Here is a 17651-nt window from a genome sequence, read left to right as displayed (position 1 = left end):
GCCCCACATTCTTTATGAACTGTCGTAAGGCACTATTCCCGCGACGGTACGGCTAATGATGGCATCAAACAACCCTTCCCAGGTTTTGATCAGCCAGGTCTGGAAATAACCTTTCATCAACTCCCACAGATGTATTCGTACACCTCGCGTTCGTTCTTTCAGGGCTTTTTGAAACTCCGGGCTGCCCAGTTGTTGCAGCTGGTCAACCAGAAAGGCCAGTACCGTCAGGTAAGCCAGATTGGTGGCAAGGTGCTGTTCACCGTGCCCGTAGTTGTGCTCAAGGTGGTAGTCTTGTTTCTTCAGGGTATTGAACGTTTGGTTTTCAATGTGCCATCGGCATCGTCCTCCTTTCATCAGGGCTTCAATGGTCTTTTCTGTCAGAGGTATGTCAGTGATCCAACTCCAGGTGTGACGATCACCTTTTTTGTCCGTCTCAACAAAATCCAGCACGTTGACATGCTCAACGGGGTTAGACTTGTTGAGGGGCACATCGTTAGTAAAACGATACCAGTACTTGATGCCAGTCACCGGGTCAGTTTTGAGGCAACGTGCCACTTTTCCTTGCTTATCCAGTTCATCTACAGCTTCAATCAGCGAGCCGTGATTGCCGTCTTTCGCAATGATAATGTAATGCCAGCCGTAACTCTTGATCAGGCGGATAGTTGGTCCGTCAGCATACAAGCCATCCAGTACGATAATCAGTTTCAGGTAGGGGTGGTCTTTTTTTACGTTGGCAAGAAAGCGCTTAAGGGCACTCTTTTCACAGTCGTTCTTGGTACAACCATCCTGTCGTACAATAGCTTCGGGAGCCAATGGTATAACGACTTTCTGGTCGGGGTGGACAATGCAACCGCCCATCAGCTGGTGATAATAAGCCTCATTGGCTTTGCCCTGATTTTTTACGCAGCAGTCGTCGCAGTGTAGCTTTCCGGAGAAGAAGGTTTGTGTACCATCAATGGCCAGCAAATAATGGTTTTTAAGGTGGCCGATGTGAAACTCAAACTTCTGCAGGTGCCCCGAACGCTGAAAGCGTGAGAAGATTTTTTTGTAAGGCTTCTGAAACCAGTGTGGAGAAAGCTGGTCAAGTACTTCTCGCATCCGGGTGTCACTGGGAACTCTGCCATTGACGACATCAAACAGGGTTTCCAGATTGTGAGCCTGGACAGGGTCTTCCCTTTGGCTATCAAAGCGGAGCATGGACGGCATTTTCATTTGCATCATGGCAAAAGCGGACTTGGCAAAGTTGCCAAAGGGAATGCCATTCTTGCAGTGATTAGGTCGGTGATCGGGAATGTCAACCAGACAGTCAGTAACCTCTTTAATAAGGTGGCTGGCAGTCAGGTGCGTGCAATTTTTTTGAATGGGCTTGGCCATGGTTGCAACCGGTCAGATCATGCAGCATAAGGTCAAAAATAGTCGTTCAATTGTGCGGTTGCAGATTTTTTTATCACGCTCTAAAGCCTGATAGCTGGGGGCTTTTGATAAAGGTCGGGAATTGCTGGTTCCTTTGCGGTGTAGTACTGAAACGGCAATGGGCGAGAGTTAATGTTTTTTAATTCGTTAAACACAAATTTTTCCATTATTACGCATGAAGATAAAACAACTTCAGCATTCTTATGCAGGTAATGTTAATTTTCTCTTAGCAATCCTCCAAAATAGAACAAATCGCACCTAAACCGCCATTCGTACTAACACTTAACATCATCATTTGAGTATTGTTGTAGACCGCTAACAATGATGATCAAAAGAATCATTATTCAAAAAAAGCAGAGGAAAAGAACCCGACCTGATTGCAAAGCCGGGCTCTTCTATTCAATGGCTTGGCCGCAAACGTTACACACCAATCTCACCACCATCATTCTTCATAATAACAACGGTAGATGCTCTGGGTCTGACCTTAACATCCGCAGGTGTTTCCTCAGCAGCGTTCGCACTGTACGGCCAGTTGGACGGATGCTGAATATTCACAAAGAAATGTTTGTTATTCCCCGTAAAGGCCAGGCCAGTCACTTCACAGCCATTTGGACCCACAAAAAATCGCCGCAGTTGATCCTGATTATCACCACCAATATCCGGTTCACCCGATTCCGCTTGTTTCAGTCGGGATGGAATCACTGCCAGCATCTGATCGTTGGTGTTTTCTTCCACTTCATCCGCACCATTGTCAGTCTGCACCCAGAGGATGCCACGACTGTCAAAGATTAAACCATCCGGGCTGGCAAATTCGTTCAGCTCGGTCAGTCCAGACAGGTTGGTAGCACCGTCACCATTGGCTGGCGACCCAAAAACAAAGAAATCCCAGCTAAATTCTGTGGCTGTCATACCTTCTTCCCAGCGAACAATATGACCAAACTTATTGTTGTTTCTCGGGTTGGCTGCATTCACTTCCGTACGGCGGGTGTTGTTTGTCAGAGTGACATACACCAGGCCGGTATCAGGATCGACAGCAGTCCATTCCGGACGATCCATTGGCGTTGCACCAACAGCATCTCCCGCCCATGGGCAGTTAAGAATAATCTCAGCCTGCGAGCCAATGACCTCTCCCAGGGTCTGTCCAGAGGTGGTTTGGGTATCTTCGAGTAAGGGAATCCAGACACCTTTACCTTCTTCACTGAACCGGGCGACATAAAGAATGCCATCGTCCATATACTTCGAACCCACAGCCAGCCGGTCAAACCGTCGCGCATCGGCAGGATTCCATGGTTTAGCAGATACAAACTTGTAGATGTATTCAAACCTTCCGTCATGCCCGGTATAAAACACGACAGGCTTACCCTTTTTCAATTTGCCGAACGTTACATCTTCATGGCGAAAGCGCCCCAGAGCCGTTCGCTTAACAGCACGGGATTGCGGGTTATAGGGGTCGATTTCAACCACATAACCATGCCCATTGGCTTCGTTGCGATAATCTTCGGTGGCATCAGTGCCTGAAGGCGTCAGATTGAAGCGGGTAAACTCATCATCCTGACCATTCTCGGCGGTTTCCCAGCCGTAACGGGTACCCGACGTCGGAATCCCCATTCGTTCCTGACCGGCATCCTGAGTACCTGTGTTCACAAAGATAAAAGGCCAGTTCTCTTCACAGGTAAGATACGTTCCCCAAGGTGTATAACCATTGCCACAGTTGTTATTTGTGCCTCTGGCAATATTCTCAACACCGCGACCGGTCGTGTATTTTGTCACCAGCAAACCACTGTCTGCTATGGGCCCTGTAACATCCATCTCCGTGTCTGAAGTAATGCGACGATTATAAGGACTGTCAGTCACCACCTCCCAAACACCATCAATCAATCTGATATGCACCACGGAAACACCATGAGCATAAACTTCCTTGCGAACTTCTTCTGCTGGACGCTTGCCATTGACCACTGTGCCACCTTCAGGGTGCAGGGCATTCTGGTCAATGTATTCGTGATTGATACACAACAAGCCTTCTCTGCTGCTGCCATTCAGGGGAAAAAAATGCATGCCATCATGATGCATTCCCACGGCATTGAGCTGATCCTGTGATGTATTGGTGCCGTCGTCTTTCCACGGGTTTGCCTGATGATTTAGAGGAGTCCCCCAGGGAGCGAGAACCTGCGCGCTGTAACCATTTGCTACCGCCACAGCATCCAGCCTGGCACCGGGAATCGAGTCGAAACCCAGCTTTAAATCATTGAGTTCACAACCCGTTAGTCCCATACCCGACAAAAAGCCCAGTGCAGCCAGTCCGGCCCCTCCACGCAGAATACTACGGCGGCTCAGCTCTGTATCCAGCACTGCCGACATGGGTCGGTTATTGCTTTTGTTATAAACCGTTGGATCAGACGTTTCCCTGCTCATCGTTCTTAACCTTTTGATTTTTATTTTGAAAAATTTGGGCTTGGAATTTTTATTATTCGTAGAACAGGGTTAATTAAACGCCCGCTATATGTCAGACAGGTGACCAATAGATGAAAAAATGTTTACTTTTTTTCAGTTAAAAAAAATGCCCGCAGAAACCTGCGGGCATTTTTCATCAAATATTATTGACTCTGAAATTACTCAGCTTCAATGAATACCTTGATAGTCGCTGCAACATCAGTGTGCAGCTGGATGGCAACGTCGTATTCGCCAGTAGCGCGAATAGGACCTTCAGCCATACGGATTTCGCTCTTGGCAACAGTAACACCAGCGGAGGTGATAGCTTCAGCCAGATCGCGAGGACCGATAGAACCGAACAGCTTGCCTTCGTCGCCTGCCTTAGCAGTCAGGGTCAGTTCGATTTCAGACATTTCAGCTGCGCGCTTCTCAGCACCAGCCAGCTTCTCGGAAGCAGCCTTTTCCAGTTCAGCCCGACGAGCTTCAAAAGCAGCTACGTTGTCTTTAGTAGCTGGAACAGCCTTGCTGAATGGGATCAGGAAGTTACGACCGTAACCGGATTTAACGGTTACCTTGTCGCCCAGGTCGCCCAGATTGGCGATTTTCTCAAGCAGGATAACGTCCATCGCTAACCTCTTACCTTTTATTTTGGCCCGTTCTGCGCGATCCGGTTTGCCGCTCGGCGGCGGAAATCGAATACGCTGTCAAAACAGGCTGTCAAAACAATAACCGGGTATGCCAGTTGCGTGACAAGAATCAGCAACATATACATGCCTACCAGCCAGAAGCTTCCCAGCTGTTTCAGGTTAACCAACCCATGTACCAGGGCGATGCCTGCAATAAACAGTGGCAACGAAGCTATTGGAATCAGTGCTGTCAACACAGGTGACAGTGCCGATCCTCCCAGAGTCAGGGCCAGCAATACGATGCTGGCAACAGGTGGCAGAATGACACGGCGGAATTCGTTACCAAATCCGCCGGGGTTGTACAAAACTGACTGCCAGGCTCGCGCCAGCACCAGCGACAACACACCGCTTACCAAGGTAAACCAGGCAAGCATTCCTATCACACCGTACTCAACTAACGGTTTCAGCTGAGTTCCTATGTCGACCGTGCTCTTTGCACCCTGCTCCGGCAGAATCTTCACAAGAAGACTCATGACTGCCTCGGAAAGCAGAGCGATTTGCTGCGGTGCCAGCTGGAACAGCGAAAGAGCTATTGCTCCTCCTACCGGAACCAGCGCCAGGAGTGTCTTCGGCCAGGAAACCGTCTGGCGTAATGTACAGGCCAGTAGCGTTGTCGCCAACAGACCTGTCAATACGTTGAACTGACCAGCAGCTGCCCAGCCTATCGCCGGAAGCAGAGCCCACATCAGCACCTTCAAACCATGGTCAATACCGCGTCGCAGTATGACCAGGGCAATGATGGCCGAACTGAGCCAGAACAACATTGGGATGCTGGCAAACAACACGGCCATAAACAGAGCCTGTTTCGGGCCACGCATTGCATAATTTGCCAGTCCACGCATTAGCTATACCTTAGTTCCAATTACCGGATATCAGTGACGATCGGTGAATGGCAGCAGAGCTACCATACGAGCGCGTTTGATAGCAGTGGCCAGCTGACGCTGGTAACGAGCCTTGGTACCGGTAATACGGCTAGGTACGATCTTACCAGTTTCAGAAATATAGGCTTTCAGGGTGTTCAGATCTTTGTAATCGATCTCTTTCACGCCTTCAGCGGTGAAACGGCAAAACTTCCTGCGACGGAAAAAACGTGCCATGACAACGTCTCCTTAAATTAAGCGAGTAATGATTATTCAGCAGCTTCTTAAGCAGCTGGAGCTTCTTCAGCAGCTGGAGCAGCGTCTTCACGACGCTCTTCGCGACGGTCGTCACGACGGTCACGCTTCTCTTCAGCCTGCATCATGATAGAAGCTTCAGTGATCGCTTCGTCACGACGAATAACCATGTTACGGATAACGGCATCGTTGTAACGGAAGTTGTCAGTCAGCTCGCTCAGGATTTCGTTGCCACACTCAATGTTCATCAGAACATAGTGAGCTTTGTGGATTTTGTTGATTGGGTAAGCCAGCTGACGACGGCCCCAATCTTCCAGACGGTGTACCTGACCGCCATTTTCGGAGATAGCGCGGGTGTAACGCTCTACCATCGCTGGTACTTGCTCGCTCTGGTCTGGGTGAACCAGGAAAACAATTTCGTAATGACGCATTATTTGCTCCTTACGGGTTGAAAGCCTTCCGCTCGCCTCTCAAAAAGAAAGTGCGGTAAGGCAAGGAGTTGGGAAAGCGTATTGAACATGAGTGACTGAAAAGACAGCCAGCATGACTCTTTACACCAAGCCCAGCATACAAAGAGCGGGAATTTTAGAGAACTGTGACCATCGTTGCAAGCAGGATCGGTCACCGGGAGATACGTGCATTCGCTACATCAGGCTTTTCTGCGCTTCACCGGAGTACATCCTTAGAGCATTCCGGACACAGTCTGTACTTTGGTTGTGTTATCAATACTTACGGTTTTGTTATGCCATTCAAGCAGTTAGCCCCATACAATCCTTCCAGCACTACAAAAACAAGGAGGCTGATATGTACACACAATACAGGGATACAAACAACACGGGGAATCCCCGTGTCGATCTCCATGAGGGTTTACCTGCTTATCATGAGGTGCCAGAAGACATTAGTATGACTGGCAAATTGGGGCATCACACCGTAAGGCGCAGCAGGGAACAGATTCTGGAGGGCTTTACCTTTTCAGGCAAAGGCGTTCTGAAAGAAGCCTGTCACAGCGCCTGGATAGGAGCACGCAAAGTGGGCAAGACCGGCATGCAGCTGGGTGCCATTGGTGGTGCAATCATGGGCCTTACCACCGCTATTGTCGCGACCATAGGTTTCCCACCCAGCCTCCTGGCCATGGGGGTTTCTACTGCCATAGGGGCAGCCAAAGGGGGTCTGATTGGAGGTGCGATCGGCTTTGCTCTGGGGGGCATTTATAATGGTATAAAAACCGCCCTGTACCTGACCTTGAAATCTCCGGAGAAGCGTCTTCGTTGCGAGGCAAAATCAAGCAGAAAAGAACTTGAGACTCTCAGGAAAAGGCATCGCAGCGGCCTCGAACAACTCAAAGGCAAAGATCTGGAAAGACTGGAGTACCTGGAGAATCACGTTCCCTTCTGGGAGGGACTGGTTGTGGAGCTCGAGCATCTGGATGCCGAGAAAAACAGCCCAAGGCCAAAGGATGAAAAAGCATCCTTATCACCGCCCTATATGGAAGCCACTGACGTTTGGAAGCCTCATTTCATTCCATCATCTCAGTATTAATCAGGTCAGAGTTTGTAATCAGTAAGGATGGGCCAGCGCACAGCTGGCCCTCTGCTCAGTCAGGGTGAAGAAAACTGGATAGTCTTCATTTTCCGACTGGAACGGGGATCAAGAAATGTCGGCTTGCCCTCCAGACTACTGACGACGCCAATGGTCATAAAATCCTTACCAAATTCCGCCAGTAAAAATGTATTGTATTCAGCGGCTCCACTGCGAAACAAAGGAATATGCGGATAGCCGGGTACGCTACCAACATAGCCGTTACTGCTGTGGACATGTCCTGCAAAAATAGCCACGACATTTTTACCTGCAATGGCAGAAATAAATTCCGAGTTACTCTGCCTCATATGTTCTCCGTAATCGTGCATAAGCAACACGTTGCGATAACCAGCCGCTTTCGCACGGTTTAATTCGTTACCAAGCCATGTCACCGATGCAGACACATCTATGTCACTGTAGGAGTAGGTAGGATAATTATTCAGCTGGATAAAGTAGTATTGCCCCTCAGCCCAGGTATAAGCCAGACTGTTTTCATCAAAAGCAACGACCTTTGATGAAGGAAAGTTACTCACCTGCTGACAACTGACCATCTTTTTAATGTAGTGGGCAGCATTTTTAGCACAGCCATCCGCTCCTAACACAACGTATTCCAGATTCCGCCCCCACCAGCAATCATTAGCATTATTCGCATAGTCGTGATTGCCAAGACCCGGGAACAAATCCAGTTTCAGGTTTTCCTGATTATTCGGATCATCGTCATTTCGATGGTACAGATCCATATACTTTTCTACCTGCCAGTCATGCCAGAAAGCCGTCAGATCACCGTTAATAATTACCCCTTTGGGTTTGGGTATGGCTTTGCCACGCCTTGAGTCCGTCAGGTTATTGTTATCAGGCCAGGTTCCTGTCACCGTTTGCTCACCCGAAGCGTGTGTGATGTTGGTGATAGTATTCATCGCCCTGATTTGTTGTTTGTTGGTCAGCTCCCCCCTTCTTTTGGTTTCTTCCGTATTCTCCTCGGTTCTACTCCACCATGGGTACTGGCTGTCGGATGACACCACCAGGGTAAATGGTTCCGCAGAACCGGGGGCAGACAGCGCTTTACTGAAAGACGATGAATCACACACTTCAGGTACACTGGTAGAGCGCGTGTAACTGTCGGGGTAATAACTGACCAGACCGTAAAGTTTCGAGCAGGCAGAGCCATCCCAGCTAAAGCCGCTGGAGCACCCCTGCCGACAAACAAGACCATCCTCCTCATAACCCGACTTACAGGGCTGATAGCAAGTATTCCCCTGATACTTCATACCGACAGGACAACTGACAATACTTTCAGCAGAAGCAACACCACCAGTTATTAAAAGAATTAGAGCTACAGCCCCTGATAGAAAATGCCCCGCAGCTAATTTCATTGAAGTGCCTTTTATTCAGTACCCGTCGTACTGTTCTGTTTCGGCACAAGAGAGCATGGCTTGAAAGACCGTTGCCGCTCAGGTCATCACCCGGGCGGCACGATGGTTATTGATCAAGAAAGGCTTTGAGATAATCTGCGGCCAGTTCGACAACCCGGTTTCGAGATTCAGGGCTTCCCCAGGCACAGTGCGGTGTGAGAATAAAGTTGGGTGACGATATCTGTAACAGAGGATTGCCACTGACAGGAGGCTCTGTAGTCAGCACATCGAAACCCGCACCACCAAGAATCCCTGTCTGCAAGGCCTCAGCCAGTGCCTGCTCATCAACAATGCCGCCACGGGCGGTGTTAATCAGCAAGGCATGAGATTTCATAAGAGACAACCGTCTGGCATCAATCAGATGTCGGGTGTCTTCCGTGAGAGGGCAATGCAGACTGACAACATCAGCAAGGGCTAAGCCCTCATCCAGCTCAATGCGATCATCAGAGGCTGATTCCGAGCCCGGAACTCTGGCTTTATACACATCCATGCCAAACGCTTCTGCCAGCCTGGCTGTTGCCTGCCCGAGAGCACCATAACCAACGATCAACAGCTTCTTGCCAGTCAGCTCCATAACAGGGTGATCAAGGCGGCAGAACATTTCGCTCTTCTGCCAGACACCGTTCATCACATCACTGTGATAAGCAGGCAGCGACTGCGCCAGTGACAATATCATTGCCATGGTATGTTGAGCGACACTGACTGTACTGTAACCGGCAACATTTCTGACCGTTATACCCTGTTCTGACGCAGCGGCCAGATCTACATTATTCATACCGGTGGCCAGAACACCTACATACTTCAACTGACTGGCAAGCCGGAGTGTATCGGCATTAAGAACCACTTTATTGGTCAAAACAATATCGGCGTTAGCGATACGCTCAGACACCTGTTCTGTCGTCGTCTGTTCATAAACCGTCAGATCAATCGGCAGGAAAACAAACGGATCCAGTGCCGTGCCTTCCCCCAGTGTTGCACTATCCAGCAATACGGCATTAACTCTTTCTGTCATAAGGTACACTTCCTGAGAACCTGTTTTTTTATGGTCACTATTGTAAGCAATTACCCATACAAAACTACTTACAGAGCGCTGCAATCGTATCGCAGAAACACGACACTGTACTTTTACCTAGAAAAAATCACACACTGACAAATCCATTCCCGACAACCTGCCTGTTACCCCGTCAAGGCTTCGACAGACTTAATACACAGTGTATAAATCCACTTATTGAGCCACACGAAAAGCAATATATCATGCGGGCAGCGTAATATTTATGCATTGCTATTGATTTATTCCCTACCCATTCCTGTCTGCATGGAACCCTCTGAGTGACCTCTGTAACCCCCTATGATCTGCATATGGCAGGCAACAGCCTGCAAAAGTACGAAAGAGTTTTCAACAAAGCCGTAAAATCCTGCGGGGCAATGCTTGAAAGAGACCTTGCTGAATTGACCCAAAGCCTGGTTCATGTAGATACATCGTCTTCTATAGAGTGGAAATCGATGAATGAAGACAGTGACCACCTTTGTTTCAAAAGCTGGGCATCGGTTAACCAATATAAAAACAGCTATTGCCTGATTGTGATAGAACAAAAACTGTTTCGGACGCTGATCGAGAAAATTTTCGGCGGGCAGCTGGACAAGTTTTGCCCCCGGACAGAATCAAGGCAGCCTACCTCGGCCGAGTGGCGTTTGTACGGTCGTGTAACCACCCTGTTACTCCAGCACATGAGAGAGTCCATGTCGTCAGTGGGCGAATTTAATATTGAAATGCTCAGAGATGCCCGGGAAGCTTCTGACGCTTACAGAATCCATAGCAAGAAAAATGATCATATTGCCACCGATCTGTTTGAGGTTCAGATCGATGAAACCTCTGGTTTTATTAAAATCGAGTACCCGACCACAATACTCAAACAGGCAATAGAAAGCAGAACCAATAAACGCAATACAACGTCCATGCTCAATCAGCTGAAGCGTTCATTATCCTGCGTGCCAATGATGCTGACAGCCAGTATTGCCATGGACCAGATCTCTCTGGAAACACTGTTATCCATGAATAAAGGCGATTTTCTACCTTTTCCTGATGCATCAGCCACTATTCTTTCCGTTGCAGGAAAACCTTGTTACGAAGCCGACATAATGACACAGGACAACGACCAGCTCGCAGCCATTATTTCACGCGAAACCAGTGTCGCCTGATCAGTGTTTAAAAACGAAATATGGCAGGCATGACCAACATGACGCCGCCTGCCACAACATAATTCAAGAGCGCTGACGTACAGCCTCGAACAGGCAAACGCCGGTGGCAACCGATACATTCAAACTGCTAACAGTGCCTGCCATCGGGATAAACACCAGAGAATCACACTTGTCGCGGGTCAGGCGACGCATGCCTTTTCCTTCTGCGCCCATCACCAGAGCCAGAGGTCCTTTCAGGTCGGCCTGATACACATTGCCCGCACTTTCACCGGCAGTGCCAATCATCCAGATGCCACGCTCTTTCAACCATTCCATAGTCCGGGACAGGTTCGTCACCTGAACCAGCGGCACATTGTCGGCAGCACCACAGGCGACCTTTCTGGCCGTAGCATTAAGGCTGGCAGATTTGTCTTTGGGCGTAATCATGGCATGAACACCGGCGGCATCAGCAGTGCGCAGACAGGCACCGAGGTTATGCGGGTCGGTGACACCATCCAGAATCAGCAGAAAAGGCGGTTCGTCCAGATTTTCCAGCAGGTCTTCAAGGTCACCTTCGCGATACACTTTTGCCTGGGCAACACGGGCAACAATTCCCTGATGCACACCGCCATCAACACGACCATCCAGACGACTGCGTTCCACAAAACGTACCGTAACACCCTGAGCACGGGCATCTTCTACCAGCTGGTTAATACGCTTGTCAGTTCGGCCTTTCTGAATCATCAGCTCCAGCACTTTTTCCGGAGAGCGTTCAAACAGGCTCTGCACGGCGTGCAGGCCAAATACTACATCATCATTCATGGGGGTCGTTCAATCCTGTGAAAATCCTTACTGTTCAGGCGCTCTGATCTTTAACCAGTTTATTGGAAAACCTGAGTCAGAAAGGAAGTATCATGCTGCCAGTAAAGGCAATAAAAGGGAAAAATGCATACTAACACGGCAAACCACTTCAGGTCTGTTGGCAGCCAGCTTGCAGAAATGGTTATAGCGATTATTCAAAAAAGAACCATCAAGATATTGCAAATGATAACTATTGCTATTTGAATCTTTATCTATCTTCAATGTGCTTAAAAAAACATCGCACCTTTGGAGATGCCAATGCGACTCTGCAAGCTCTACACAGCGGTAGCTGTATCATTATTGTCGTCATCGTTACTGCACGCCGAGATCAGCCCGGAATGTTCCAAGTACAACGAACTCTCAGAGCATCACAAAACCTGTAAAGCATACGACCAAAGCAAAGTAAAAGTGCTATCAGGCATCACTGATCTGACTGCAGAGGTCAATAGTGCCAAAGAAGGAGAGTTGTTGATCACTCCGGCAAGGACTAAAGAAAATCCTTATGAGCTGACAGGGCCTCTGGTTCTGAAAAAAGGCATGGGACTATTATCCACCGGCAAGGGAAGTCAGGGCTTTTTCCATATTACTCCGGGGTTGCACTTTAGCATTGGTGCGCACACCGTTTACGATCTGGTAGAGATGGCGGAAGGCAGCACCGTAACAGGCTTGGGCATTGATGCCAGAAGGTTCAGTGCTGCTGCCATAAAAACAATGAAAAATCTGCCCGTTCAAAAAACTTTGGTGCATGCTGAAGGCATCAAACAGTTCACTCTGACCTAGGAGCCTGTCGGACTTAGCCGACCGTAGCGAGAAAAAGACCGGTTTGAGACAGTTTTGACGATCATTTGAGGCGAATAGCGAGCTATTCAACGAAAAGGATCGTCAAAAATGGCCAAATCCGGCTTTTTTGCAGTAGGTCAGTGGTAAGTCCGACAGGCTCCTAGGCCAGTCTGTTTGGGCGCAGAGGTTTGCAGTCAACCGTATGGGCAGATAATGAAGGCAGTGGTAGCACTGTAGAAGGTGTGCAGAAAATTAATCGAAGCTGGCTTGAGTCTAATGGTGCAGAAAATGTCGCCATAATTGCCGGAGCCGGATCGTCAGAAGTAACTCAAACAGTTAATCTTAAGCACCTGATGTGGCTATAACATCCGGAACAACGTCCAGTACTGATCACCAGCGCGGATTGTGGTTAAAAGCTGTCAAGGGTGAAATTGAGCATAACTATCTGTTTCTGGGAGAAACAACTGGCAACCAGAAAAGAACCATTCTGGTGTTGGATGGGCTGAATGACTCAGGAAAAGGTTCCATACCAACCGTAGCTGAAAACTATTTCTACTCGCCGAGTGATCATCTCATTCAAAATGACACTGCATTTCAATTCCTGCAAAGCTCAAATGATCATTTAAAAGTAGAAATAGTTGCCAATGGCATTACCAATAACATGTTAATTGCCAACAATAACAGCCCTGATTCCGGTAAGTATGTGTACCGTCATGAAAACTACCGGATGCACCCACTGAAAACGACACCCAGCTGGGAAATGTTCTTTGATGAAACCAACAATATAACCACTTGGCCCAGAGCAGGAACCTGTTTTACTCCTCTGTATGCAGTAACCAATCTGAATCGCACTCTGATAGAAAACGATAACAATGCCTGGCCTGAGTTGTGTGGCCAAGGCATCAAAGACCCTGACTTTAGCCTGACCTACGATTATGAAGGCGACTATTACAGTTACCTGATGGCAAAAATCAATCAACTGTCCACAAAAGTCAGTGACTTGGCATCCTCAGCAAATACCTATAAAAACTGGATGATAGCCGGCTGGGTAATAGTGGCTGCTGAAACAGGAGCAATTGTTGCATCATCCATTTACTCATACCGCAAAAATAAAGGTCTGAACCTTTTTACCTTTAAGCGGTTTGATAATCCATAATCATTAGGCTGAAACAGTCAATGCCCCTCGCATTATGCATTCATAACGCGAGGGGCAAAAAGGCATCACGAAGACGCTTTACGCTGGGTGCAATTAAAAGTGTTCCCGCTCAGCAATCTCCCAGAATTTGATCATAATATAATGAGTCCACTTTTCCTCCGATACTACCTATGTCTACTTCCAAAACCCTTGCTGAAAAACTTGCGGCTCACCCTGAACTGGAAAATAGAGTATCTGAATTGATCAATCTGGTAGAAGCCGAGTCCGGGTATCTTGACCGGGCTGATGAAGCAGAAGAAGCTGTCATTGAGAACCTCAAAGAACTCGGGAATGAGCTTTTAACCGACTGGGGCTCTTGTAAAGAGAAGCAAAGATTTGATGAAGCTCATGCTCTTCACCCAGAATCAAAAGCTAAAAAAAAGACATTCACTGGATGACCACTTATGGCAAAGTCAGCCTATGTGAGCGGTGCCTGACTGTTGCAGGCCATCGTGTCCGGCCTTTTTCCGAGAACGCGCATATTCACTGTCGTGACTACTCTCAACCGCTACAACGACGTTTAGTTGATTTTGCATCAGACAGTTCCTTCGAAACAGCCTCACAGAAATTGGAAGAACATTATGGTGTTGTCGTACCCGAGTCATCTGTTCGAGCCATTACTTTGGGTCATGCCCGTTGCATGAGTGAGCAATCAAAAGCTTCCCTACAAAATCGTCAGGAATGTGTGGGGGATGGCAAACAACTGATCGGTGAGATGGACGGCAGTATGATTCCTGTGGTTCTTTTTGACGAGAAGGCTGAGGGCGACAAACGTAAGACCAGAAAAGTTGACTGGCAAGAAGCCAAACTTTGCCTGGTCTATGAGCAAGGGAGTTGTAATAAACGGCATCGTGTCATCATGGGAGAGCCTGACGAAGCCGGCGATCAATGGTTAAGTTGTGCTATTGAACAGGGCTTGAACCGGCAGTCGTCGATTCATTGCGTGAGCGATGGGGCAAAATGGATTGCCAGTCAGGCAGATCGGGTGTTTGCGTCTCAGGGGCATTTCCTGGTGGATTACTATCACCTTTGCGAATACATCGCAGACGCTGCCAAAGAGTGCGTTGGTAAAGATGAAAAAGCCTGCCAAAAATGGACTGATAAACAAAAAACAAGAATGAAAACAGGCTGCTCAGAGAAAGTTCTGGCAGAGCTTGAGCCTCATAGCAACGGCAAGTCAGGGAAGGAAGCCAATAAGTCGGAAGAGTGCCATCGCTACATCAGGAATCGTCCCGGGCAATTTGATTACCAAGCGGCAGAAGCTGCCAACCTGCCTATTGGTTCGGGTGAAATAGAGAGCTCCAATCGTTCTGTTGTCCAAACCCGGCTGAAACTTCCCGGAGCATGGTGGAAGCCAGAGTATGCACACGACATGTTGAACCTCAGAACTTTAAGAGCTAATGGTGACTGGGATAAGTACTGGAAAGCTACTGGTTAGAACACTTTTAATTGCACCCCTTTACGCTTCCTCGGTTGACGCCCTTTTGGCTTAGCCGGTGATGAACCGGTACTGGCTTTTGGTTTATTTCCGGCAGAACCGGATTTACCCACTGCTTTTTTAGCTTTTTTCTTCCCCTTGGGTGGCTTACGTCTCTTGCCACCCCTTTTTTCCTTTTCATCGCCTTTGGCCGCTTCCATCAAAGCTTTTTTAGCAGCACGGCTTTTGGCGACACTGGCTACCTGCTTGCCGCCAGGCTGTTTTGAACCGGTTTTACGACTATTACGACTCTTTCGGGGTTTTATAGCTGCACCGTCCGCCAGCTCAAAGTCAACCTTCTTGTCTTCCATGTTGACGTTGCTGACAATAATCTCCAGCTCGTCACCCAGACCAAAACGACGCCCGGTTCGCTCACCACGCAAACACTGGTGAACATTGTCGTAATGATAATAATCGCCCGGAAGACTGGTGACGTGTACCAGACCTTCGACAAAAATATCTTCCAGTGCCACAAACAAACCAAAGCCGGTCACCGCAGACACCACACCTTTGCACGTCATGCCAATGTGCTGCTGCATGTATTCACACTTCAGCCAGTCCATCGCGTCCCGGGTTGCTTCATCCGCCCGCCGTTCGGTGGTTGAGCAGTGTTCCCCCATGGCCTCGACCTGGGCATCGTCATAAGGGTAAATCGTCTTGCGGTTCATATCCTTCGCACCCACACGGGTAACATGACGACTGGGAACGGATGAACGAACAATATGACGAATCGCACGATGCACCAGCAAATCCGGATAGCGGCGAATCGGGGAAGTAAAGTGGGCATAGGCGTTAAACGCCAGACCAAAGTGACCCTGATTATCGGATGTGTAAACCGCCTGACTCATGGAACGCAACACCATGGTCTGGATTACCTGAAAATCTGGCCGGTCTCTGACTTCTTCCAGCAAAGCCTGTAAATCAGCCGGTTTGATTTTCCCCTGTGGCACCGACAAACCAAGACTGCCCAGAAACATATTCAGGTTCAGTCGTTTTTCCAGCGTCGGTCCTTCGTGAACCCGGTATAACCCCGGAACACCGTGTTTTTCCAGAAAACGGGCAGCACACACGTTGGCACTCAACATGCATTCTTCAATGATTTTGTGCGCATCGTTACGAACGGCAGGTACGATTCTGTCGATCTTGCGGTTACGCCCAAAAATGATCTGGGTTTCAACGGTTTCAAAATCGATCGTGCCGCGTTCGGCCCGCACCTGCTTGAACACTTTGAACAGGTTGTACAGTTCTTCAATATGAGGAACCAGCGCTTTACGCTGTTGGCGATATTCTTTGCCTTCATCCGACAATGGCTGATCAAGCATGGACCAGACCTGATTGTAAGTCAGGCGGGCATGGGAGCGAATCAGGCCTTCATAAAACTTGTAACCGGAAATTTTGCCTCTGGCGCTGATGGTCATTTCACACACCATGGCCAGCCGGTCTACTTCAGGATTCAGGGAACATAAGCCGTTAGACAACACCTCGGGCAACATCGGAATCACTGTACCGGGAAAATACACCGACGTGCCGCGATTATGCGCTTCCTTGTCCAGAGCAGAACCGGGTCTTACATAATGAGACACGTCGGCAATGGCAACATAAAGACGCCAGCCGCCACTCTTCTTGGTTTCGCAGAACACAGCATCATCAAAGTCGCGGGCATCTTCACCATCAATGGTGACAAAAGGCGTGTCTCGCAAATCTACCCGATGTTGCTTATCCCGCTCTGCGACTTCCGGTTTAAAAGCAGCAATCTGCTCTTCCACTTCAAGTGGCCACTCTCTGGGAATACCATGGGTATGAACGGCAACATCCACTTCCATACCGGCATCCTGACGTTCTCCCAGAATCTGTTTGATCAGACCCATTGGCTGGGTGCGTCGTCCGGGCTGTTCGATGATTTCTAACAGAACATATTGCCCCTGAGAGGGCATGACCGGACCGGGTTTAACGAGAATCTCCCGACCAATTCGGGAGTTCTCAGGTACCACAATACTGGAACCGGACTCTTCGTAATACCTGCCCACCAACTGGGTGGTATTCCGTTCCAGAACTTCAATCACCTGCCCTTCGCGCCGACCACGACGATCGACACCGGTTTCACGCACAACGGCTCGGTCACCATCAAACAACTGCCGCATTTCTCGCCACGACAGATACAGGTCTTCCGAACCATCATCGGGAATCAGAAAACCAAAGCTGTCTTTATTGCCCTGAACCCGACCTTTGATCAGATCCATTTTACTCAGCAGCCCGAAAGTGCCTTTGCGGGTCTCATGCAGCTGACCGTCCCGAATCATTGCCTTGAGTCGGAACAACAGGGCTTCACGCTGTTCCGGCTCGGTGATTTTCAGCTCTGCACACAATGCCTTATGACTGGCAGGGGCTCCCCGCTGACCAAGGAACTCCATAATAAACAATCTGCTGGGAATCGGCGTGGCATAGCGGGTTGCCTCTTGAGCCGCCTGTGGGTCGGTGTCTTTCCACCCTTTGGACATGCGGTTATTTAACCTCTCGAGATGGAGA

The 17651-nt window shown here is 48.8% G+C and carries 17 protein-coding genes; 7 read left to right on the top strand and 10 right to left on the bottom strand.

Going from position 1 to position 17651, the window contains the following annotated elements; genetic code table 11:
- Positions 1–12 precede the first annotated feature (12 nt).
- From EZMO1_RS02640 to rpsF, 6 genes are all read right to left on the bottom strand, one after another.
- Positions 13–1374 carry a transposase gene (locus tag EZMO1_RS02640; RefSeq protein ID WP_034872820.1) on the bottom strand — a complete coding sequence of 454 codons (1362 nt, stop codon included), beginning with the start codon at positions 1372–1374 and terminating at the stop codon, positions 13–15.
- Positions 1375–1833: 459 nt separating this feature from the next.
- Entirely contained in the window at positions 1834–3825 is a 1992-nt protein-coding gene (locus tag EZMO1_RS02635; RefSeq protein ID WP_034879320.1) for a PhoX family protein, read from the bottom strand.
- A gap of 197 nt (positions 3826–4022) precedes the next feature.
- A complete protein-coding gene (rplI, locus tag EZMO1_RS02630; RefSeq protein WP_034879321.1) occupies positions 4023–4469 on the bottom strand; it encodes a 50S ribosomal protein L9 in 447 nt (148 codons plus the stop codon).
- Positions 4470–4486: 17 nt separating this feature from the next.
- Positions 4487–5371: a YybS family protein gene (locus EZMO1_RS02625; RefSeq protein WP_034879322.1), complete on the bottom strand. Its 885-nt coding sequence runs from the start codon at positions 5369–5371 to the stop codon at positions 4487–4489.
- 30 nt (positions 5372–5401) lie between these two features.
- Positions 5402–5626, bottom strand: coding sequence for a 30S ribosomal protein S18 (rpsR, locus tag EZMO1_RS02620; protein ID WP_034879323.1), 225 nt, complete (start codon positions 5624–5626; stop codon positions 5402–5404).
- A 47-nt stretch (positions 5627–5673) separates the two neighbouring features.
- Positions 5674–6075 (bottom strand): 30S ribosomal protein S6, encoded by a 402-nt coding sequence (rpsF, locus tag EZMO1_RS02615; RefSeq protein ID WP_034879324.1) that lies wholly within the window; start codon positions 6073–6075, stop codon positions 5674–5676.
- Between the two features lie 373 nt (positions 6076–6448).
- Between rpsF and EZMO1_RS02610 the strand changes: the two genes are divergently transcribed.
- Positions 6449–7183, top strand: coding sequence for a hypothetical protein (locus EZMO1_RS02610; protein ID WP_061509252.1), 735 nt, complete (start codon positions 6449–6451; stop codon positions 7181–7183).
- 59 nt (positions 7184–7242) lie between these two features.
- Here the strand turns inward: EZMO1_RS02610 and EZMO1_RS02605 are convergent, their stop codons facing one another.
- Together EZMO1_RS02605 and EZMO1_RS02600 are read right to left on the bottom strand one after the other, a co-directional pair.
- Positions 7243–8595 (bottom strand): metallophosphoesterase family protein, encoded by a 1353-nt coding sequence (locus EZMO1_RS02605; protein ID WP_034879326.1) that lies wholly within the window; start codon positions 8593–8595, stop codon positions 7243–7245.
- Between the two features lie 106 nt (positions 8596–8701).
- Positions 8702–9646 (bottom strand): D-2-hydroxyacid dehydrogenase, encoded by a 945-nt coding sequence (locus EZMO1_RS02600; RefSeq protein ID WP_034879327.1) that lies wholly within the window; start codon positions 9644–9646, stop codon positions 8702–8704.
- A 317-nt stretch (positions 9647–9963) separates the two neighbouring features.
- Here EZMO1_RS02600 and EZMO1_RS02595 point away from each other — a divergent pair, with 317 nt between their 5' ends.
- The gene (locus tag EZMO1_RS02595) at positions 9964–10833 is read left to right on the top strand and encodes a FliM/FliN family flagellar motor switch protein (RefSeq protein ID WP_145912442.1); all 870 of its coding nucleotides are present in this window, start codon (positions 9964–9966) and stop codon (positions 10831–10833) included.
- Positions 10834–10896: 63 nt separating this feature from the next.
- On the opposite strand, the gene rlmB is transcribed toward EZMO1_RS02595, so the two are convergent.
- Positions 10897–11634, bottom strand: a complete 738-nt coding sequence (gene rlmB, locus EZMO1_RS02590; RefSeq protein ID WP_034879329.1) for a 23S rRNA (guanosine(2251)-2'-O)-methyltransferase RlmB — start codon at positions 11632–11634, stop codon at positions 10897–10899.
- 297 nt (positions 11635–11931) lie between these two features.
- Between rlmB and EZMO1_RS02580 the strand changes: the two genes are divergently transcribed.
- From EZMO1_RS02580 to EZMO1_RS02565, 5 genes are all read left to right on the top strand, one after another.
- Complete coding sequence (locus EZMO1_RS02580) at positions 11932–12453, top strand: hypothetical protein (protein ID WP_145912441.1); 522 nt, start codon at positions 11932–11934, stop codon at positions 12451–12453.
- Positions 12454–12641: 188 nt separating this feature from the next.
- On the top strand, positions 12642–12818 hold the full coding sequence (locus tag EZMO1_RS26480) for a hypothetical protein (RefSeq protein WP_160174109.1): 177 nt from the start codon (positions 12642–12644) through the stop codon (positions 12816–12818).
- The gene (locus tag EZMO1_RS02575; protein ID WP_145912440.1) at positions 12809–13609 is read left to right on the top strand and encodes a hypothetical protein; all 801 of its coding nucleotides are present in this window, start codon (positions 12809–12811) and stop codon (positions 13607–13609) included. The genes EZMO1_RS26480 and EZMO1_RS02575 overlap by 10 nt, the downstream gene beginning before the upstream one ends.
- Before the next feature lie 170 nt (positions 13610–13779).
- Positions 13780–14046 (top strand): hypothetical protein, encoded by a 267-nt coding sequence (locus EZMO1_RS02570; RefSeq protein WP_034876910.1) that lies wholly within the window; start codon positions 13780–13782, stop codon positions 14044–14046.
- Positions 14043–15086: a hypothetical protein gene (locus EZMO1_RS02565; protein ID WP_051790088.1), complete on the top strand. Its 1044-nt coding sequence runs from the start codon at positions 14043–14045 to the stop codon at positions 15084–15086. The genes EZMO1_RS02570 and EZMO1_RS02565 overlap by 4 nt, the downstream gene beginning before the upstream one ends.
- Here the strand turns inward: EZMO1_RS02565 and rnr are convergent.
- Positions 15083–17623, bottom strand: a complete 2541-nt coding sequence (gene rnr / locus EZMO1_RS02560) for a ribonuclease R (RefSeq protein WP_034879332.1) — start codon at positions 17621–17623, stop codon at positions 15083–15085. The genes EZMO1_RS02565 and rnr overlap by 4 nt on opposite strands.
- Positions 17624–17651: the final 28 nt, after the last annotated feature.

The organism is Endozoicomonas montiporae CL-33, from assembly GCF_001583435.1.
Lineage (GTDB): Bacteria > Pseudomonadota > Gammaproteobacteria > Pseudomonadales > Endozoicomonadaceae > Endozoicomonas_A > Endozoicomonas_A montiporae.
The sequence above is the reverse complement of the archived record's forward strand: the minus strand, read 5'-3'. Positions and strand labels throughout refer to the sequence as shown.